The 18,724-nt window shown below is 34.7% G+C and carries 22 protein-coding genes and 1 riboswitch; of the genes, 11 read left to right on the top strand and 11 right to left on the bottom strand.

Annotated features, from left to right (window positions below; translation table 11 throughout):
• Positions 1-315: 315 nt before the first annotated feature.
• On the bottom strand, positions 316-1,050 hold the full coding sequence (locus GX497_12420) for a hypothetical protein (protein ID HHY73996.1): 735 nt from the start codon (positions 1,048-1,050) through the stop codon (positions 316-318).
• A gap of 206 nt (positions 1,051-1,256) precedes the next feature.
• Between GX497_12420 and GX497_12425 the strand changes: the two genes are divergently transcribed.
• Genes GX497_12425 through GX497_12435 form a run of 3 tightly spaced genes read left to right on the top strand, consistent with a single transcriptional unit; the run spans position 1,257 to position 7,056 of the window.
• On the top strand, positions 1,257-3,164 hold the full coding sequence (locus GX497_12425; protein ID HHY73997.1) for an EAL domain-containing protein: 1,908 nt from the start codon (positions 1,257-1,259) through the stop codon (positions 3,162-3,164).
• Between the two features lie 43 nt (positions 3,165-3,207).
• Positions 3,208-5,268 (top strand): HAMP domain-containing protein, encoded by a 2,061-nt coding sequence (locus GX497_12430; GenBank protein HHY73998.1) that lies wholly within the window; start codon positions 3,208-3,210, stop codon positions 5,266-5,268.
• A 24-nt stretch (positions 5,269-5,292) separates the two neighbouring features.
• Complete coding sequence (locus tag GX497_12435) at positions 5,293-7,056, top strand: B12-binding domain-containing radical SAM protein (protein ID HHY73999.1); 1,764 nt, start codon at positions 5,293-5,295, stop codon at positions 7,054-7,056.
• 16 nt (positions 7,057-7,072) lie between these two features.
• Here GX497_12435 and GX497_12440 read toward each other — a convergent pair whose 3' ends face one another.
• Both GX497_12440 and GX497_12445 read right to left on the bottom strand, forming a co-directional pair.
• Positions 7,073-7,270 carry a hypothetical protein gene (locus GX497_12440; GenBank protein ID HHY74000.1) on the bottom strand — a complete coding sequence of 66 codons (198 nt, stop codon included), beginning with the start codon at positions 7,268-7,270 and terminating at the stop codon, positions 7,073-7,075.
• Positions 7,271-7,298: 28 nt separating this feature from the next.
• The gene (locus tag GX497_12445) at positions 7,299-7,463 is read right to left on the bottom strand and encodes a hypothetical protein (GenBank protein HHY74001.1); all 165 of its coding nucleotides are present in this window, start codon (positions 7,461-7,463) and stop codon (positions 7,299-7,301) included.
• A 155-nt stretch (positions 7,464-7,618) separates the two neighbouring features.
• On the opposite strand from GX497_12445, the gene GX497_12450 reads away from it, so the two are divergent.
• A complete protein-coding gene (locus GX497_12450) occupies positions 7,619-7,798 on the top strand; it encodes a hypothetical protein (protein HHY74002.1) in 180 nt (59 codons plus the stop codon).
• 83 nt (positions 7,799-7,881) lie between these two features.
• Positions 7,882-8,235: a DUF3905 domain-containing protein gene (locus GX497_12455; GenBank protein HHY74003.1), complete on the top strand. Its 354-nt coding sequence runs from the start codon at positions 7,882-7,884 to the stop codon at positions 8,233-8,235.
• A 36-nt stretch (positions 8,236-8,271) separates the two neighbouring features.
• On the opposite strand, the gene GX497_12460 is transcribed toward GX497_12455, so the two are convergent.
• The 3 genes from GX497_12460 to GX497_12470 are packed head-to-tail and all read right to left on the bottom strand — an operon-like array spanning position 8,272 to position 9,461.
• Positions 8,272-8,565, bottom strand: a complete 294-nt coding sequence (locus tag GX497_12460; protein ID HHY74004.1) for a hypothetical protein — start codon at positions 8,563-8,565, stop codon at positions 8,272-8,274.
• Positions 8,566-8,578: 13 nt separating this feature from the next.
• Complete coding sequence (locus tag GX497_12465; protein ID HHY74005.1) at positions 8,579-9,028, bottom strand: hypothetical protein; 450 nt, start codon at positions 9,026-9,028, stop codon at positions 8,579-8,581.
• Position 9,029: 1 nt separating this feature from the next.
• Positions 9,030-9,461, bottom strand: a complete 432-nt coding sequence (locus GX497_12470; GenBank protein HHY74006.1) for an Hsp20/alpha crystallin family protein — start codon at positions 9,459-9,461, stop codon at positions 9,030-9,032.
• 175 nt (positions 9,462-9,636) lie between these two features.
• Between GX497_12470 and GX497_12475 the strand changes: the two genes are divergently transcribed.
• Both GX497_12475 and GX497_12480 read left to right on the top strand, forming a co-directional pair.
• Positions 9,637-9,735: a YjcZ family sporulation protein gene (locus GX497_12475; GenBank protein ID HHY74007.1), complete on the top strand. Its 99-nt coding sequence runs from the start codon at positions 9,637-9,639 to the stop codon at positions 9,733-9,735.
• A 209-nt stretch (positions 9,736-9,944) separates the two neighbouring features.
• Positions 9,945-10,097, top strand: a complete 153-nt coding sequence (locus GX497_12480; protein ID HHY74008.1) for a YjcZ family sporulation protein — start codon at positions 9,945-9,947, stop codon at positions 10,095-10,097.
• Positions 10,098-10,147: 50 nt separating this feature from the next.
• Here GX497_12480 and GX497_12485 read toward each other — a convergent pair whose 3' ends face one another.
• On the bottom strand, positions 10,148-11,350 hold the full coding sequence (locus GX497_12485; GenBank protein HHY74009.1) for an Ig domain-containing protein: 1,203 nt from the start codon (positions 11,348-11,350) through the stop codon (positions 10,148-10,150).
• 82 nt (positions 11,351-11,432) lie between these two features.
• Positions 11,433-11,720 (bottom strand): hypothetical protein, encoded by a 288-nt coding sequence (locus tag GX497_12490; GenBank protein HHY74010.1) that lies wholly within the window; start codon positions 11,718-11,720, stop codon positions 11,433-11,435.
• A gap of 168 nt (positions 11,721-11,888) precedes the next feature.
• On the opposite strand from GX497_12490, the gene GX497_12495 reads away from it, so the two are divergent.
• Positions 11,889-12,080, top strand: a complete 192-nt coding sequence (locus GX497_12495; protein HHY74011.1) for an alpha/beta-type small acid-soluble spore protein — start codon at positions 11,889-11,891, stop codon at positions 12,078-12,080.
• Positions 12,081-12,772: 692 nt separating this feature from the next.
• Here the strand turns inward: GX497_12495 and GX497_12500 are convergent.
• The 3 genes from GX497_12500 to thiD are packed head-to-tail and all read right to left on the bottom strand — an operon-like array spanning position 12,773 to position 14,436.
• The gene (locus tag GX497_12500; GenBank protein ID HHY74012.1) at positions 12,773-12,949 is read right to left on the bottom strand and encodes a hypothetical protein; all 177 of its coding nucleotides are present in this window, start codon (positions 12,947-12,949) and stop codon (positions 12,773-12,775) included.
• Positions 12,950-12,979: 30 nt separating this feature from the next.
• Positions 12,980-13,630, bottom strand: a complete 651-nt coding sequence (locus tag GX497_12505; GenBank protein ID HHY74013.1) for a thiamine phosphate synthase — start codon at positions 13,628-13,630, stop codon at positions 12,980-12,982.
• On the bottom strand, positions 13,627-14,436 hold the full coding sequence (gene thiD, locus GX497_12510; protein ID HHY74014.1) for a bifunctional hydroxymethylpyrimidine kinase/phosphomethylpyrimidine kinase: 810 nt from the start codon (positions 14,434-14,436) through the stop codon (positions 13,627-13,629). The genes GX497_12505 and thiD overlap by 4 nt, the downstream gene beginning before the upstream one ends.
• A 116-nt stretch (positions 14,437-14,552) precedes the next feature.
• Positions 14,553-14,653, bottom strand: a riboswitch (TPP riboswitch).
• A gap of 188 nt (positions 14,654-14,841) precedes the next feature.
• On the opposite strand from thiD, the gene GX497_12515 reads away from it, so the two are divergent.
• Genes GX497_12515 through GX497_12525 form a run of 3 tightly spaced genes read left to right on the top strand, consistent with a single transcriptional unit; the run spans position 14,842 to position 18,719 of the window.
• Positions 14,842-15,258: an ATP-binding protein gene (locus GX497_12515; protein ID HHY74015.1), complete on the top strand. Its 417-nt coding sequence runs from the start codon at positions 14,842-14,844 to the stop codon at positions 15,256-15,258.
• An 18-nt stretch (positions 15,259-15,276) separates the two neighbouring features.
• Positions 15,277-16,671 carry a SpoIIE family protein phosphatase gene (locus GX497_12520; protein HHY74016.1) on the top strand — a complete coding sequence of 465 codons (1,395 nt, stop codon included), beginning with the start codon at positions 15,277-15,279 and terminating at the stop codon, positions 16,669-16,671.
• A 50-nt stretch (positions 16,672-16,721) separates the two neighbouring features.
• Positions 16,722-18,719 carry a HAMP domain-containing protein gene (locus GX497_12525; GenBank protein HHY74017.1) on the top strand — a complete coding sequence of 666 codons (1,998 nt, stop codon included), beginning with the start codon at positions 16,722-16,724 and terminating at the stop codon, positions 18,717-18,719.
• Positions 18,720-18,724: the final 5 nt, after the last annotated feature.

The following is an 18,724-nucleotide window of genomic DNA, read 5'->3' on the forward strand; positions in this document are numbered from 1 at the left end:
AAAAAGAGCAAGCCCTGCAGAATTAAAGAAAACTCTACAAGATCTTGCCCATTCATTTTTAATCAACAAATTAATATTAATTGTTTTGTGATGCATTAACATCAGCAAGGCTGAATAACATAAACATAATGCCGACGCACACGAATAAAATATTTAAAACAACTGACCATTCTTCCATTTTGATACACCCCCACAATAAATTAAACGATATACAAATACTATTCTATTTTATCAGGGAATTTTGCAGGTATATCTCTTAGTTTTTGACAATTTTTCAACATTATTAAAATTTCACACAAAAAAGTATAAAAAGACTTATTCCTTATCATCGTCCCCTTCAACAATTAACAAATCACCAACACCCATTTTAATTGTCAGATTGATTTTCACTTTTGCTTTTTCGTAAGCATGATTGACAAATGTTTCTTTATTTTCAGCAATTAGTCCTTCCGTTTCCACTTTGCCTATGCCGCTTTGGACGAATATTTTCATACCGACATTTTTCGGAGCAATAAGCTTTGCTTTACCCATTCCCGACTCAATCGTAACGTCGAAAGCCTTCTTATAATCTCCATCCATATTAATCGTTGTTTCGCCCATACCAGTAAAAATTTCAGCACCTTCGAGCTGTAACATGCGCAAATCCAACAAATTTGTACCCGCACCGGTTTTTACAAAAAGATTTACCGGTAACGTATTGTTTAATAATATGTTTCCATCATATTTTAGACCTTCTATATTGCCAAGTGGGACATTCATATTACTTTGTTGGATTGATAGTTGCCCTCTCTCAGCGGAAATCTGATAATCAACAACAGGTTTTAGCTTTTCAACATTGTATGTAAAATCGACTTCGGCCGCTTTGGAAGTGCTACTATTAATCGTTATGTCTCCCACCCCAAGCCTAATAGAAACATCTAATCCTTTCACATCTTCAATGTTAATACTAGTTTTATCAGACTGAATATCGCTAGTCTCGATACCGCCACAAGATGCTAACAATAGTATAATAAAAACGAACATGATCATCTTTAAGTACAGTTTCTTCATTATTTTGTTTCCTCCTTAAACTAGACTTCATCATAAGCATACCTGCTTATTATAACAAAAAGAACGATTATCATCATTTATTCACTAAATATTTAAATAAAATTATGAAAATTAGTTGCACATTGTTATATAATGTGACTATTAATAGTGTTATACGAATTCTTGAAGTGGCCCTTGTCGTTCATCGTTAGAAAGGTTGTGAAAGAATGTCAAAGACAGGGAAAGATATGAAAAAAGGATTGCGATTTGCGTTTGTTTTTACTTCCATTTATTTTATCATTGGAATAATTGGAATTTCTGTAGTAGACTTATTAATTAATAGTTATAGAGAATGGTTCTTTTTACTAATAACGACGGTCATCATGTTTTATATTTCATTAAAATTCGTATATCGTGACCGTGAACAAATCAAAACGCTAGTTAAACAACAATTGGAGCTTAAAATTTATAAATCTATTTTTGAGCAAATGAACGAAGGTCTTGTCATTACAAATAAGCATGAAAAAATTTTATCAGTAAACCCATCATTTACAGTAATGACAGGATATCGCGAAGATGAGGTGATCGGGAAAACCCCCGCGATTTTAAGCTCTGGCATTCACTCCCATGAATTTTACGAAAATATGAAAACTGAATTACAAAATAACGGGCGCTGGCAAGGCGAAATCGTCAATCAAAGAAAAAATGGTCAAATATTCCCTGAGCAGCTTAGCATTTCTGAGATTAGAAATATGGATGGGGAGATTACAAATTATATTGGCGTTTTTACAGATATTTCGCACCAACGAAAGGTTGAGGGGAAGATTGAATTTCTCACACATTATGATTCCTTTACAAAATTGCCGAAATTCAACTTATTTATGAAACATCTGCATAATTACATTACTGACGAGTTACTTGAACAGAAAAATTTTTCATTATTTATCGTTGACACTGCAAAATTAAAATCATTAAATGCGATGTACGGTCATAAAGTAGGCGATGATTTATTGCAAACATTAGCGATTCGCATTCAAACAAGATATAAAGGCTTGTTTATGGGCAGACTCAACTCAAAGGAATTTGCTATTATCCAACCACATTTTTATTCGGAAGATGACATCAAAAAAGAGGCGGCAAGTTTGTTACAGGAAATTGAATTACCTTTTTATTATGAGGGGGAAGAGTTTTTCCTTTCAGCGACGATTGGCATTGGGATTTATCCACAACATGGGGCGACCGCAGATGAATTATATAAAAATGCAACACTTGCCAAAACGGCCGCAAAAGAAGTTGGTTATAAATACCAAATATTCGGAAATGAACTTTTATCTAAAGTAAAAAGAAAAGTTTTACTAGAAAATCATTTAAAGAAAGCAATCGAAATGAACGAATTGCAAATGCATTATCAACCGCAAGTCGATATAAAAAACAATAATCTTGTCGGCTTTGAAGCATTAATTCGCTGGAATCATTCTAATTTTGGCACAATCCCACCTGCTGAATTTATTCCTTTGGCAGAGGAGTCTGGACTAATTATCGAAATTGGCGAATGGGTTTTAGAAACGGTTTGTTTACAAATAAAAGAATGGCATAATGCTGGAATCATTATTCCAAAAATATCGGTAAACTTGTCTCCTAAACAATTTCTAAATCATAATTTATTAAATCGGATTAAAAGTATCATCAATAAAACGAATGTTCAGCCGTCTTTTATTGAATTAGAAATAACCGAAAACATGAATCTATTTCAAAATGAATCAGTTGTGCAAACGCTCATCAACCTTAAAAAGCTCGGGTTTCATTTATCAATTGACGACTTTGGAAAAGGGCATTCAAATTTAAGTTACCTTCAGAAGCTACCAATTGATTCGATTAAAATAGACCGGACTTTCATTAGCGACCTTCCACAAAATAAAAATAACATTGCGCTAACAAAAGCAATCATTGCTATGGCCCATGAATTACAATTATCAGTTGTTGCCGAAGGAATTGAAACAAAAGAACAACTGGAATTTTTAAATGAGCACCATTGTAATATTGCCCAAGGGTTTTACTTAAGTAAAGCATTGCCTAGTGAGGAAATCGTTAAACTATTATTGAAAGTGGATGATGTATATCAGTTGGCTTTATAATTATGTATGTTAATTCTTGATGGGATAAACGGAGGAAGTTTATATGAGACTAAAAGCAAAATTGATTATCGGGGTTTCTGGATTATCAGCCATCATCATCTTAATTTGTTCATTATTTACGTATATGACAATTAAGAACTTCTCAAAAAATGTCGATGATTTAACAGTCGGACTATCGGAAGTCGTTAATAGGGATGTAAGTGGATTTTCGGGGCATTATTCTGGAACACTTACATATCTAGAAGGAAAGAATGTTGTTGATAAACTAGATAATATTATTCAATCACTTGAACTTCCTTTAAGTTCAAGTAAAAAAACAACAAATCCAACAGTCTTAAGACAGCTATTCCAAGCATTTGTAACTGAGAATCATTATATTTCCACGATGTATGCGGCAACAAATAACGGGATTTTTGCTTCTTATTCAAAAAATGGAACAGAACCAAAGCAAATATCCGGAGAGTGGTTTCAAAAAGCAAAACAATTAAAAGATGGAGAGTTTTATATCTCTAATCTGCAGACGGAAAAAAGTGGTTTGCAATTCATTACAATCAGTACTCCGATGTATAGTAACAATCAATTTTCTGGTGTCATTGCAGCTGATTTAAATGCAACACTATTAAGTGAATATATTTCACAGATTAAAGTTGGTGAAACTGGGTATATTGCTTTAATAGGTGCAGATTATTCCGTTATTGGTCATAAGGATATAAAACTTGTTAAAGAAGGGAAAAAAGTAAATGACCTCCCGTTTTTTAAAGGAATAGATAAGGGAAGAATATTGTTAGATATTAACAAAATAACTTATCTGCCTATCGTTCAGGAAAAAACCGGTTGGACGGTTTTATCAATCATTCCCCAGGAGGAAGTTTCTACCTTTACACAAACAATAGGCACCAATATGAGATCCAAAATCACAGAAGCCAATACTCTAGCTGCAGCCAGCCTATCAAAGTTAGTATCGACTCAAGTCATCGTTATTGCGCTGTTGCTTGCGATATCGGTTGTTTTAAGTTGGTTAATTGCAAGATATTTCGTGAATCCATTAAATAGTGTCTCACAATTAATGGAATCAGTTTCTAATGGAGATCTTTCTAGCAAACTGCAAGTAAAATCAAAGGACGAAATCGGTGTTTTATTGGAATCTGTTAATAAAACGATTGATAGCTTAAGGGAAATGGTAACAAAAATTAATACACTTGCACTTGAAGTTGATAATAGTTCAACTATTTTAAACGAGCAAGCTGAGATTTCAAGTTCGGTTGCCAAAATAATAAACGACGCGATGGGCGAAGTTTCAATAGGAGCAGACAAACTTAGCTCCGATATGTTCACGGTTACAAGCAATGTAGAGCAAAACGCGAATTCCATTCAATCTATGTCCGAAAGTATTGCAACGATTGCAACACAAGCAAGGAAAACGAAAGATGTTTCCTCGGATGGCAAATTGGCGATGGAGAAAATGAAAGAAAATATGGACGTCATTGTAAAGCAATCTGTCGAATCGAGCAATATTATGAAAACACTTGATTCAAGGTTAAAGCAAATAAGTGATATTACAAAATTAATCTATGATATTGCTGAACAGACGAATTTACTCTCTTTAAATGCTTCAATCGAGGCTGCAAGAGCAGGTGAACATGGCAAAGGCTTTGCTGTAGTTGCCCAAGAAGTGAAAAAGCTAGCCGAACAATCAAGCGAATCAGTTGAAAAAGTGACAACATTAATCACCGAGATTTTAACCGATTCTTCAAAGGCTTTAACGAATATTGATGAAAGCAAAAAGTCAGTGGAAGAAGGCTCACATGTAGTCAATGACAGCGAAAGAAATTTCCATCACATTGTTACCTATATTGATGATTTATCAAATAATATTGAAAATATTGCTGCCACTGCCGATGAAATTTCAAACCGTAGCAACGATATTTTTATCTCCATTGAAAGAGTGACGAATATTAGTCAATCAACAACAGCCGGGGTTGAAGAAGTAACAGGTTCAACTGACGAACAAATGGATGCCGTCGAAAAAGTTAAGGATATATCTTGTAAGCTCCAGAAATTAACGAATGAATTAAAACAATCCGTCGGACAATTTAGACTATAGAATTGATTAAAGGAGCTTCATTTCATGAATATTATTTGCTCTACGTTAAACGCCAAATTTATTCATACTAGCCTTTCATTACGATATTTAAAAGCTTATGCTGAACCCGAATTTATGATACAAATGGCTGAGTATACAATCAATGATCCCATTATGAATATCGTTTCAGACTTGTATCGAAAAAAGCCGGATATAATCGGTTTTAGCTGCTACATTTGGAATATCGAAGAGACGATTAAAGTAATTAAGATGCTAAAAAAAATAAAACCTGAAATGGTCATCATTTTGGGTGGACCTGAAGTAACATATGACACATTGGAATGGATGGAGAGAATAAAAGAAGTAGATTTCATTGTTATCGGTGAAGGGGAAGGTACATTTAAAGCATTGCTAAGCGAAATTACATCACAACAGAAGTATCAAAGTGTAGCTGGCATTGCTTATCGTAATGGCGAGGAGGTTTGTATAAATCAGCCACGAGAAAAGCTTGATTTGTCAACAATCCCCTCCCCTTACCGTTTTCCCGAGGATATCCCTAACTTGTCAAAGCGAGTTGTATATATTGAGACAAGCCGTGGATGTCCTTTTACTTGTCAATTTTGTCTCTCCTCGATTGAAGTAGGTGTTCGTTATTTTAATCGCGAAAAAATTAAAGAAGATATTTTATATTTAATGGAGCATGGTGCGAAAACGATTAAATTTGTTGATCGGACCTTTAATATAAGCAGAAGCTATGCAATGGAAATGTTTCAATTTTTAATTGACCACCACTATCCAGATACAGTCTTTCAATTTGAAATTACTGCGGATATTATGCGGCCTGAAGTACTCCAATTTCTTAACGAGCATGCACCAGTTGGATTATTTCGTTTTGAAATTGGGATTCAATCTACAAATGATTATACGAATGCGTTAGTCAAAAGAAAACAAAATTTCGAGAAGCTGGCACGGACAGTAAAAATGGTCAAAGAAGGTGGAAAAATAGCCCAGCATTTAGATTTGATTGCCGGCTTACCTGAGGAAAATTATGCTTCATTTAGAAAAACATTTAATGATGTTTTTGCCTTTGAACCAGAAGAATTGCAGCTTGGCTTCTTGAAAATGCTGCGCGGTACAGGGCTTAGAAGAGATGCTGGACAGTACGGTTATATTTACGAGGACCATTCCCCATATGAAATTTTAGGCAATAACGTCCTGCCCTTTCATGATATTTTACGGATACAACAAGTCGAAGATGTCCTTGAAAAATATTGGAATGCCCACCGCATGGATACAACTTTGCTTTATTTAGTATGGCAAATTTTCGACTCACCATTTGATTTCTTCCAAGAATTCGGCACATATTGGGATAAACAAGAGTGGAGCAAAATTGGCCATCAGCTTGAGGATTTATTTGATAGACTATTTCAGTTTTTAAGTTCGAAAAACAGGCTACCATTACCTATCATTGAGGCAATGATGAAATATGATTACCTGATTGGTAAAACACACAAACCGCGCAAACCATGGTGGCAGGACAAATTTAACAAGAACTTACGATCAAACTATTTAAAAATTCTGAGCGAAGCACCTTCCATATTAGGCGAGGAATTTAGAGACCTTACATTGTCGGAAAAAGATTTACATAAGCATACGATAATGGAGATCATTCCATTTAACATTGAACATTATCTTGCAACAGGCTCGATTAGCATGGAAAATACATTGATGCTTATCTTTTATAGCCCTGCAGAAAAGAGAAGTAAGCTCTATACAGGGCCATTAACAGAAGTGGAAAGGCTGATGTAAATCAGCCTTTCACTATTTATGTTCCAGAGTTGCGCCTAGCGCCTTCGCTTTTTTCTTTTTCAGCTTTAGCGTATTTTTGTGCGGCAGCAATTTCGTATTGTTTACTTGCATTCACATCACTAAACTCTAGTCCATACTCCTCTTTACTATTTCCTCTTGGTGTTTGTTGGCTTTTTACTTCAGGGTTATTATGGCGAGGATTTTTTCTTCCCATTGATATCCCCTCCTTCCGTTAGAAATTTTTATCGTTTCCCTTCATCTTCAATTCGATTTGAAATTCGTGCATTTTCTGCTGTTTTAAAAGCTTTCATATCGGTAAATTCATCATCAAATTCTACCTGTGGCATGCTTTCGACTGGGGTTTTATTATTTGTTTTCGCAGCATCATGTTTAACTTTTCGTTTCAAAATAAATGCCTCCTCATACAGATTTTTTTAACATGTACCTGTATCTAGAATGCTGCAATTTATAATACTTCATTCATATTAATAACCAATTAATCAACACTCGCATAAACTGGTGTAACGGAAAGGAATTTATTTCTACGAGGGGGCTGAAGTTTATGTCTTTATTGTTATACGTTTTCATGGGCTTCGTAATTAGCTTAATCTTCCTGTACATTCCAAATATTGAACTGAAATCAAAAAGAAATTTTTTAATTCTTTGGATGGGATGGCTGCCATTATTTATGTTTGGGCTTGTCCTAATTTCTATTTATGACCGACATAAAATTATTATTTAATTAAACTTGCCTGAGCAGGTTTTTTATTTTTTATTTACATATCGATGATTTGACAGTGACATAATAGTATAGAGGTGATTCATATGAGTAAACAAGCAAAAAAAGGAAAGTTGGAATATCCGATGATTAATGAGACAATGCCACATCAAATTTCTTCCCCTTCTTTTAAAAATAGTGGCATTGAAGTACAGCCTCCTTTTGTCAATGAGCACGGTGTGGTGATTGGTGACAGCTTTTATGACTCCCCTAACTCTCCATTAAATAACTGGAGCATAGAAACTAACCCTGAGGAAATGGCTGGTCAAGAATGGGTGCATCCGACAAATGATATCGGTTGGAATACAACTGAAAATATTGAACTTGTTGAGAAAAGTAAGCCGCCGCAAGCAGCCCCGTTTATGCATCCAACTAAGGACGTAAGCAAAGGTGCAGATTAAAGCTCGACTTTCCGCCAATCATGGCGGAAGTCGATGTTACGTCACCTCAAACTCATTTACTTTTTCGATTATTAATAATTGCAGCCATTCAGGTAGTTCGTGTAATTGGTCTACTTCATTTAGCATATCAATTATTTTAGAATCAGTAAGCTGGGAATATAACTCTTTAATATTATTATGATCACCACTTATCGAGCCAAACCCTTGATTCAACTTCTTAAAGCTTTGAAACCCTGTTGGGAAATTATTTCCTACATTTACGGCGGATGCACCCTCAATGCTTCCTATTCTTAACGTTCCAATTGCAATATTTGGGGACAAAAAAGACACTGACAGTCCCTCCCTAGTCAGTCACTTTATGACTTACTTCCTTTCCATTTACGATAACCTTAATTTCTTGTTGCGTGGCTTTTGGTTGCTGTTTTGATTTTTCTTTCATTTTTGATAGTTTTTTTATAATTTCCTCTTTTATGTTTTTGCCGTTGACCTTTTCTTCTCCTTTTTTTTCATCCTTCAACAACGATTCCTTTTGTGCAACGCTTGGGCTAAACGTATTCCCAATATTCATCGCTCCGCTTAATTCGTTTACATCAATATTTTCTAAGGAAAAATTCAATTCTTCTAATGTTAAAGAATGGACATCAATTTTTTCTATATAAACGTTATATTCAACTTTCGGACAATCCTTTAAAGACTCAATTGCATCTGTCATTGTTACAAGTTTTTGTTCCATTTCTTTGATGCGAAGTAGTAATTGTTCTACGTCTTTCCCTTGACTTTTCACAGCTATCACTTCAATCCTCTTCGAAATCTATTTGCACATTTGCAGATTCATCCTCTTCCTTTTTCGGAATAGTAATAACTACTAGCCCTTTCTTATAAGTTGCCTGGATTCCTTTAGGTTGGACTGAATATGGGAGGACAATTTCTCTTTTGAAACTTCCGAAAAATCGTTCTGATTGAATTAGTTTTTTTACTGGATATGAATATGGAACAACTCCATCTATTAATAACTTATATCCTTCTAAACGGATGTTAATATGATTGTCGTTAGGAGATAGACCCGGTTGTTCGACAACAACAAATACATCCCTTTCCGTTTCAAACACATCAATATCTGGCCCTTTTTTAGGAATAAATTTATTGATTTCAATGAGAAAATCTTCTCCAAGCACCTTCTGTAGTTTCTCTGGCACACCTTTGAAATTGAAGTCCCGATTACTCATTGTCGCTCACCGTTCCTAAATGTGGGAGTTATTATTACATCCTATTTTTAAATTAGTAAAATATGTACTTATTTTTCGTTGCCTTTTTTTAACGAAAAAGGACATGCAACTATACAATACATGCTGCACCTTCATAAAATTATAGTAGTTAAAAGGGGAGGTGATAGCTATGGGAATGGCAGCATACGGCGGCGGAGGTTACGCAGGCGGCTTTGCATTAATTGTCGTTTTATTCATCTTGTTAATCATTGTTGGTGTAGCTTTCGTTAACTAGTGAGTTGATTTTTTCCACTATTATCTTCTATCTCCTTTTTTATATACCCGCTATATGTAGCGGGTACTTTTATTTTTGAAGCTTACAAAATTTTATTACCCTTTTTCTTTAAAATCGGGACAGATAACTATACAAGTATCAGTCATTTACCATATCTTAACTAGTGAACAGATTGTTCAATCAACATTTTTAAAAAGGAGATGAAATGTATGTTTGGATATGGATATGGCGGTTATGGTGGTTATGGTGCTTGTTGTGGTGGTTATGGATACGGCGGAGGATACGGCTACGGACGCGTCTTTGCGTTAATTGTTGTATTATTTATCCTATTAATTATTGTTGGTGCTGCTTGGGCTTTTTAAGCATAACTAAAAAATGAGGCTAATCCCTTTGTTGGGTTAGCCTCATTTTTTTATTGATAAACAATATCTGCGATGTTAATTAGCTGATCATTTGCCGTTGTGCCTCTAATATAAGGAGTGGAGCCAAAGCTCCATGATCTTACCTTCTTTTCCTCGGCACTTTTATAAATAAGCTGTCTTAAGTTGGATACGAGATCATTAGTTTTACCTGTATAACGAATACTAAAGTCTTTTTTATAATTAGCAAATTGATATTTAATCATTTCGCTTAATTCTGTTAAATTTGTAGCTGTGTACTCCGGCAATAAATATTGTAATTCCAATGCATTCATTAATTCCATATACTTGTTCGCTTCGTTTACGGTTGCTAATTTTGTTTGCAACAATGTGAAATAAGAAGTTGAAGCGACTGGATATGGTTTTTCTTCCCCATTTACCCCACCTGTTTTCCAATCATGATTTTTAGCAATTTCTTTATCGGTTAACAAGTAGTAATCATAAAGAACGCGGCCTGACTCGTCTGGTACAGGGTCATCCCAGGTTGCATCTAAATGATACCAATACCCATCCAATTTCACCATATTCCATGCATGGTTTTGCGTATTGAAAGCTTGGCTACTAGCTGTACCGCTTATTAGCCTTACTTCGATATCTAGTTCCTTTAACATTTTATATACTAGCATGGCATAGCCATTACATGCAGTAATACCTGTCGTTAACGCAGAATAAGGCGAGTTATTCATTAACCTTGTATCATATGCCAAATTGAGGACAAGATAATCATGTACAGCTTTTACTTTTTCATGGTCATTCATCCCAGGCTTAATGATTTTTGTCAAAATGGCCTTCACTTTTTGATCAACGTATTTCATCTCAAGAGCTGATTCATAGTACGAAAATTTAAGGGTAATCGTCACATCTTTTCCATATGCTTTATATGACATATTGACATTGCGATACGAGTAGTTCAAATATTCGTCCGCTTCAATCGCCTTGGAAATATAGCCACTAATAACATCTAATAATTTGTTAGTTGACCCTTTATACTTAATGACAACCGTATTTTCTCGTTTAGCCATTGAACCTTGGATAATCTTTTCTATATCTGTCAACAAAACCGCTTTGTATGTATTTGCAGTTGCTTCAGTAGAATATAATCTAGATAATGGCGCTGCATAAATCGTTGTTGAACTTGACAGAATTAAACTGCATATGATGAACGGAATTACGAACGACAGCTTCAAAAATCTCATGACCTATCAATCACCTTTTCTAATTTTCTTACTTTAACTTTACTAGATTTATATTACAATACCAAGAGATTTTTGAATTAAATTAATTACATACAAAGATATTACCTAATTCTACATCGATTGAATAAATAATTATGCCAATATCACGATTTTCTTTTTTGATGTTTTCTATGTCTTCTGAAAGATTTTTTATTTCTTCATTCATCTCTGTTAATAAAGAAGAATCAAGCTGTTCTTTCACAGTAGCTGCAAAGTTCACTTTCTCATTGAGACGGTTTAATTTTTGTGTAAGTTTCTTTATCTTAACTGTATTTTGATCCTTTTGAATTTGTAGTTCCTCTTTCCATACTTTTAACTCCATATTACTCATCAACATTCTCTCCTTTACATCATTTGGTGTACTACTTGTCCATATTTATATGCTTTAAGTGGAGAGAATATTTCATAAATTTTGATAAAGATTTACATGAATTTGGATAGCTTTTCTTCTTATATATTGTGTTTTTTTATACAAACTACTTCTTAGGAGGTGGAAAAAATGACGAGCAGGAACAAATTAGTAGTACCTGGTGTTCAACAAATGTTAGATCAATTTAAAGAAGAAATTGCACAAGAATTTGGTGTTAAACTTTCCGCTGAAACCGTTTCTCGTGCAAATGGATCTATAGGTGGAGAAATAACAAAACGATTAGTACAGCAGGCACAAGCGGAGTTATCGGACAATCGTTAGTAATAAAAAAATTCCACCAACTGTTTAATGCGCCCTTAGTGAGCGGACTTTCCTCTCAAAACTCAGTCACAATAATCAGTTGGTGAAATTTAACTAAGCAAATAACATACCTGCACCTGCTGCCATAAATAAACCAGCGATAATAGTTGCTCCCATAATTAATGCTTCTGCAATTGTAATTTTCAAACGAAACTCCCCCTTTAATACAATCGTAGTGAATGAAACAATACTATGGATACACTAGCCATCATACGGCTAAGAAAATAAAAAGGAGCCTGTAAAATAGACAGACTCCTCCACTTAATTGCAGATTAGAAAAACACGAAATTTGCCATAATAGCAAATTTCGATGTCTTTTCTTATACTGATAACCTACAAAAGTTATCCTTTCTAATCAGTACAAAAAAGAGCCTTGTCAAACCAACGGCATAGTGCACCCTTGGTGACAGACTCCTCCTAATAAAGCAATTTATTAAGTTAAATGAAGTATAATATAATTTGTACTGTTAAGCAATAGCTACATTATCCCAAAGTAAACAACAAGAAAATAGAATTTTTTTATAAATTCTTGTTGATTTTCTGATTTACGGATATTATAATTATCTAAACAGTTGATAGTAGCAAATTCTCACTATCAGCCCCTGTCCCCACCCCCTTAGGAGCTTATCATCTTGATAAGCTCCTATTTTTTATTACCCAATGTAACCTTTTTCTTTCAGGCAATTATAAGCCTCTGCTTCATTTTCTTCTTTAATTTGATATTCTAGCTTCCCATCATTTATTTTTGCACATCGGCCGCCAAAAGGCTTTAATACTTCCTTAATTTCCTTTACATCAATTGGAGCTTTTAAATCATAATTTACTTTCATTTGTATCTCCTCCTTTTCATTATTATAATTTCACCTCTGAATTTCATCCAGCAATTCCTTGGCAGCCTCTCTAGGGTTGTCACCATTACTGATGGCTGTAATGACTGCAACTCCGTCTGCTCCAGCCTGGATAACGCTGGAAGCAAGCCCGCCTTTAATACCACCAATGCCGACGATTGGAATCATTATCTTATTTTCTCTCATTGCAGTTATAATATGTGGTCCTTTAACTTCACGAATATCCTTTTTGGTCGATGTCTCGAACATTGGTCCAACACCTATATAATCAGCACCTACTATTATGGCTTTTTTCGCTTCCTCAACGTTATGGGCCGAAATCCCAAGAATTTTATCACCAATTTTCTCTCTTACCTTTTCAGGATTTTCATCTTCTTGGCCAATATGAATGCCATCCGCATTAATTTCGAGAGCCAGTTCAAGATCATCATTTACTATAAAAGGAACACCATTATCCTTGCATATTGCTTGGAGCTTTTTTGCCAACTCAATTTTTTCCTGACCAACTTTTGCACCGAACCCTTTTTCACGAAACTGAAAAAGCGTAATCCCACCAAGAATTGCTTTTTGTAAAACAATGCACGGATCATTTTTACAATTATTGCTGCCCATGACAAAATAAAGCCGAAGTTTTTTTCTTAACTTTTCCACGTCATATCTCATAAACTTGGAACTCCTCTTTTCTTATAAGCCCAATGATTGGTCGGTCCATGCCCTGAGCCAATCAGTAGGTCATCCTCAATAGCCGCCTGGATAAAACTTTTCGCTACTGTAAGAGCGGAGTTAATCGATTTTCCTTTTGCCAGTTCGGCAGTAATCGCTGCCGAAAATGTGCAGCCTGTTCCATGTGTATTCTTTGTTGCAATTCGTTTACCTTCGTATTCGAGGAAATGATGACCATCATATAAAAGATCAATCATTTGCTCATTGTTGTCATGACCACCTTTAATCATGACATTTTTAGAACCTAGATTGTAAATAAGCTTTGCAGCCTCTTTTCGCTCTTCAAGTGATGAAATTCTTCTACCAGAAAGCACTTCAGCCTCTGGTATGTTAGGGGTAACAACGGTTGCCAGTGGTAATAAATATTCCTTTAAAGCAACGATTGCTTCTTCCTGCAATAATGATGCTCCACCTTTCGCAATCATAACAGGATCAACAACGAGATTAGTCCACTTAAAAGCCTTTATTTTTCCTGCTACAGCTTTAATGATTTCACTATTAAAAAGCATTCCTGTTTTTACTGCATCAGGTACTAGGTCTGTTCCAATCGAATCAAGCTGCTGCTGAATTCCCTCAATAGGTATCGGATACACACCTTGTACCCCCAGTGTATTTTGTGCGGTAAGTGCTGTAATCGCGGTCATGCCAAACACATCAAGCTCTTGAAAGGTTTTTAAATCTGCTTGAATCCCTGCTCCCCCACCAGAATCTGATCCAGCTATTGTAAGTGCTTTGAAAATTTTCATAAAAAATCAACTCCATTTTAACTATTTTCTAACTCAGCTCATTAATTTGGCATAATATATTTATCTTCATTAAAAAAGGCCTACCACATAGGCAGGCCTTCTGTAAAATTATATACACAGAAACGAACATGCTTCCCTACGTTGGTACTAACCAAATCAGGTTTAAGGGTTAGACATCCTTTGTCCTCTCAGCCTTATGGCACCCCTAGCTTTCATATAATTGTTTATTAATGATATTCATGTTAAGTATATCAGTTAAAATCTAGTATGTTAACAATGATATGCAATTTTTTATCTCAGAAATATAAAAAATCAAATAGCAAGATTAAAGCTAATAATTTATAATGAAAATGTAACAAAAATTTCAAACTTTCAACATATTCCGTAGATAAGGAGTAAAATTTAATGAAAGAATTTACAATTATATTTAATGACTTTGCTTGCTATAAATATTTGCGGAATGGTATAAGCGACTTCATAAAGGATATGATTCCCCATAACTCCACTTTAATCGAGGTTGCCTTAAATGAAGCTGTTAATAATGCAATTAAACATGGAAACAAAAAAAGAATCATTGTAAAACTTAAAATTCATAAAAACAGAAAACTAACCATTCGCGTAAAAGATAGGGGCCAAGGATTTCAAGTATATGAAACATTGCAAAAAGGGGTGGACGCAAGTCTCGCAGCAGAAATCGACTATTCATTATTAAAGGAATCTGGGAGAGGTTTATTGATCATGAATCAAATAATGGATAAAGTCATTTATAATAAACAAGGGAATGATGTCATCTTAATAAAAAATCTGGCTAAAATGAAATAGATTTCTAGGTGAGTAATTATGAAAATTAAAGACTTGAGTTTAAAAGTAAAGTTAGGAGCCATCTTTACAATTTCTCTTATTTTAAATTTTATCGGCTTTTTTATAATGATTCAGTTCATAGATGAGCATGAACATGACAGCTATCTTCTTAATTTAGCAGGTCGACAAGGAATGGTCGCTCAGCAAATCGTAAATGAAGCCTATATGTATGCTAATGGTAATGGTAATTATAAAATACGCCTTCTCGATTCAGCAAAACAATTTGAACAAAATCAGGATAACCTACTTTTCGGAAATGAACATTCTGGTATACCCGGCATTAAAGTACAAGATATTACCGATCGCCTTTTACTAGTATCAAAAGACTGGCAATCCTTTTCGGAAAAGATACATACGTTGATTAATGCAGAAGATTCCGATATAAAACATATATTAGCTACGGAAATACAACAAAACAGCTATAATTTGTTATATAAACTCGACCACATAACAAATCTAATCAAACAAAATTCTGAGCTTAAAGTTGCTGCTATTAAAAACATGCAAATTCGCATCATGCTTGTCAATATCATAATTTTTCTTTTTGCAATCTGGGCCAGCATTAATCACATTATTAACCCAATTACTGAAGTAATTAAATTAATGCAGCGGGTGGCTGACGGCGATATCAAAGTTAAAAAATTAAAAGTAGAACGCACAGATGAGGTCGGACTTCTTGCGCTTTCTTTTAACATGATGGTTTCTAACTTAAAACACATAATTTTAACTGGCAAAGTACAAGCCGACTTTTTACCGCCTGAAATCGGCAACGAAAAATTTGAAATTAAAACGATTTATAAACCAACTGAATATGTTAGCGGCGATTTTTTCCATTATATTTGGGACAAGGATAACAATCATTTATATGGTTATTTGCTTGATGTTATGGGGCATGGCTTAGACACCGCGCTACACACCTCGTATTTACATGTTTTATTCGAGCAAGCCGCACACAAAAATATGACAATGGTTGAAAAACTAGAGTGGATTAATAATGAATCAATGAAATATTTAACGAATGGAACGTTTGCTGCTGGAATTTGCTTCAAATTTGATTTTAATTCGAATAAACTAACGTTTGTTTCTTGTGGAATTAATCATTTCATTGCAAAAACGACAGAACAAAAAGGGCTCATAACAATCGAAGGCGGATTATTAGGTATATTAGAAACGATGCCGTTTGAAGAACATGAGATAACATTTCAACCAAGTGACTATTTCATTTTTTTAACAGATGGGTTATTAGACCATCTTTCTAAAAACAAACAATTATGCTTGAACAGTTTTCAAGAAGAGCTTAACAGGCTCGAAACATTAAGTCAGCGTGATTTTATAAAAGACGATGTCTCTGCTATCTGTATAAATATTAAATAATGTGATAGAATAGTCAACATATTTTCTTTATTATAAAGGGAGTGATGAATTTGAGTTTAAAAGTTAAATTAATTGGTAGTTTTATCATTTTAATAACGTTGCCAATGCTTATTTTGGCATTTTTCTCCTATAACATGACAGCCAATTCGATGCAGAAAACGATTGAAAAACAACTTGTTGATACGACTAAATTAACATCCGATTCTATTGAGCAAATGTTAGCATCAACAGCTTCGCTTATTCAAATCGAAAGTAGGGCTCAGCTTATCCGTAATATTGATAGCACTAGTGATTCTGAAAGTAAAAATGTTGTTTTTAACATGCTCCAAAGTGCAGTAAAAGATAATGAACAACTAATCGAAATGATTCTTATTACAGATAATAACGGGATTGCTTTCATGGACAGCATGAATATCAACGAAGTAACCGATTTATCAGACCGTGAATATGTCAAAAAGGCACTTCAAGGTGAACATGCAGTTAGTAATGTGATTACTTCAAAAGTTACAAATGAACCGATTATTTCCATTGCCTATCCGCTTTTTACTGATGATAACAAAGTGAAGGGGCTCATTATTGGAACAATTAAATTCTCGAAAATTGCTGAAAAAGCTGAACAAATTAAAATTGGTGAATCTGGTTATGCCTACATCATTGATAAGGATGGACTTATAGTTTCACACCCTAAAAAGGAAAAAGTATTAAAAGAAAATTTAATGGATACGGCGAATGATGAGCTTCTTCCAATCGTTAAAAAAATGACAGCTGGCGAATCAGGTAGCGGTTATTATACTTACGAAGGAATTTATAAGTTTGTTACTTACGATCCAGTAGGAATTTGGACTGTCGGTGTAACAGCAAATTATAACGATTATATGGCACCAGCCCATAAAATTAGGACAAACTCAATTCTTATCACAACTATTGCAATCTTAATCGCGATTGCAGCTGCCGTATTTATTTCAAATGGCATTGTAAAGCCGATTCGAAAACTGCAAACTGCGATGGAATTAGCAGGAAGTGGCGATTTAACAGCCCATACTTCTATCCAAACAAAGGATGAACTGCAAGATTTAAGTGACTCCTTTAATGCCATGGTTAATAATCAACAAAAAACGATTAAACAAGTATATGCTGCTTCAGATGAACTGGCTGCCTCATCACAAGAAATGGCAGCATCAACTGAAGAAGTTGCCACAGCTTCTACTGAGGTTTCAGAAAGTACACAAAGATTAGCCAAAGAAGCTGAAGAAGGAAATAACGCTATTATTGATACTTCGAAAGCATTGCTTGAGTTATCTTCATTAATTCAAATTGCCAAAAGCAAGGCAGCATCTGCTGATGATAACTCACAATTCACCCTCTCAACCGCAAATGAGGGGAAAGAAACGGTTGAAGATGTTATTAGCACAATGGAAAATATTAAAGCAAAAATGGAAGAAACGAAAACACATATATCTTCTTTAGAACATTATTCTAAGGAAATTACAACGATTACAGATACAATTACACAAATTGCTGAACAAACGAATTTACTTGCATTAAATGCGGCCATTGAAGCAGCCCGCGCTGGTGAGGCGGGAAAAGGTTTCGCTGTTGTCGCAGATGAAGTTCGCAAATTGGCCGAACAATCAAATAAAGGGGCGGCTGAAGTTGCCAATCTGATTCGTTTAGTAACTGAAACAACTGCCAATACTGTTATCGCAACAGACGAAAGCAGCAAACAAGTAGAAGTTGGTGTATCGGCTGTAACAAAAGCTGGTAATGCCTTAGAAAATATAGTCGAAGCAGTCCAAAAAACTGTCTCAGACGTCACTGGAATTGTATCTGTCACAGACAATGAAGTGGCAACCTCCGAGAAGATAGTTGAATTAATTAATTCATTAGCAACGTTTATTGAAACAACTGCTGCAAGTGCAGAAGAGGTATCAGCATCAACAGAAGAAACATCAGCGGCAATGGAGACAATCGCATCTGCCACCGAACAAATTAATGCGATGGCTTTAGAGCTCAAAACATCGATGGATCAATTCAAACTTTCTAACTAAGGAGT

Source organism: Bacillus sp. (in: firmicutes) (assembly GCA_012842745.1).
GTDB lineage: Bacteria > Bacillota > Bacilli > Bacillales > Bacillaceae_J > Schinkia.

Bases quoted from the DNA above. Each gene is read 5' to 3' on its own strand.
- GX497_12490 (HHY74010.1), bottom strand. From the start codon at position 11,720: ATGAGTAATATGGAGTTAAAAGTATGGAAAGAGGAACTACAAATTCAA.
- GX497_12485 (HHY74009.1), bottom strand. From the start codon at position 11,350: ATGAGATTTTTGAAGCTGTCGTTCGTAATTCCGTTCATCATATGCAGT.
- GX497_12420 (HHY73996.1), bottom strand. From the start codon at position 1,050: ATGAAGAAACTGTACTTAAAGATGATCATGTTCGTTTTTATTATACTA.
- GX497_12505 (HHY74013.1), bottom strand. From the start codon at position 13,630: ATGAGATATGACGTGGAAAAGTTAAGAAAAAAACTTCGGCTTTATTTT.
- GX497_12430 (HHY73998.1), top strand. From the start codon at position 3,208: ATGAGACTAAAAGCAAAATTGATTATCGGGGTTTCTGGATTATCAGCC.
- GX497_12475 (HHY74007.1), top strand. From the start codon at position 9,637: ATGGCAGCATACGGCGGCGGAGGTTACGCAGGCGGCTTTGCATTAATT.
- GX497_12515 (HHY74015.1), top strand. From the start codon at position 14,842: ATGAAAGAATTTACAATTATATTTAATGACTTTGCTTGCTATAAATAT.
- GX497_12450 (HHY74002.1), top strand. From the start codon at position 7,619: ATGTCTTTATTGTTATACGTTTTCATGGGCTTCGTAATTAGCTTAATC.
- GX497_12425 (HHY73997.1), top strand. From the start codon at position 1,257: ATGTCAAAGACAGGGAAAGATATGAAAAAAGGATTGCGATTTGCGTTT.
- GX497_12500 (HHY74012.1), bottom strand. From the start codon at position 12,949: ATGAAAGTAAATTATGATTTAAAAGCTCCAATTGATGTAAAGGAAATT.
- GX497_12520 (HHY74016.1), top strand. From the start codon at position 15,277: ATGAAAATTAAAGACTTGAGTTTAAAAGTAAAGTTAGGAGCCATCTTT.
- GX497_12470 (HHY74006.1), bottom strand. From the start codon at position 9,461: ATGAGTAATCGGGACTTCAATTTCAAAGGTGTGCCAGAGAAACTACAG.
- thiD (HHY74014.1), bottom strand. From the start codon at position 14,436: ATGAAAATTTTCAAAGCACTTACAATAGCTGGATCAGATTCTGGTGGG.
- GX497_12480 (HHY74008.1), top strand. From the start codon at position 9,945: ATGTTTGGATATGGATATGGCGGTTATGGTGGTTATGGTGCTTGTTGT.
- GX497_12440 (HHY74000.1), bottom strand. From the start codon at position 7,270: ATGGGAAGAAAAAATCCTCGCCATAATAACCCTGAAGTAAAAAGCCAA.
- GX497_12435 (HHY73999.1), top strand. From the start codon at position 5,293: ATGAATATTATTTGCTCTACGTTAAACGCCAAATTTATTCATACTAGC.
- GX497_12455 (HHY74003.1), top strand. From the start codon at position 7,882: ATGAGTAAACAAGCAAAAAAAGGAAAGTTGGAATATCCGATGATTAAT.
- GX497_12495 (HHY74011.1), top strand. From the start codon at position 11,889: ATGACGAGCAGGAACAAATTAGTAGTACCTGGTGTTCAACAAATGTTA.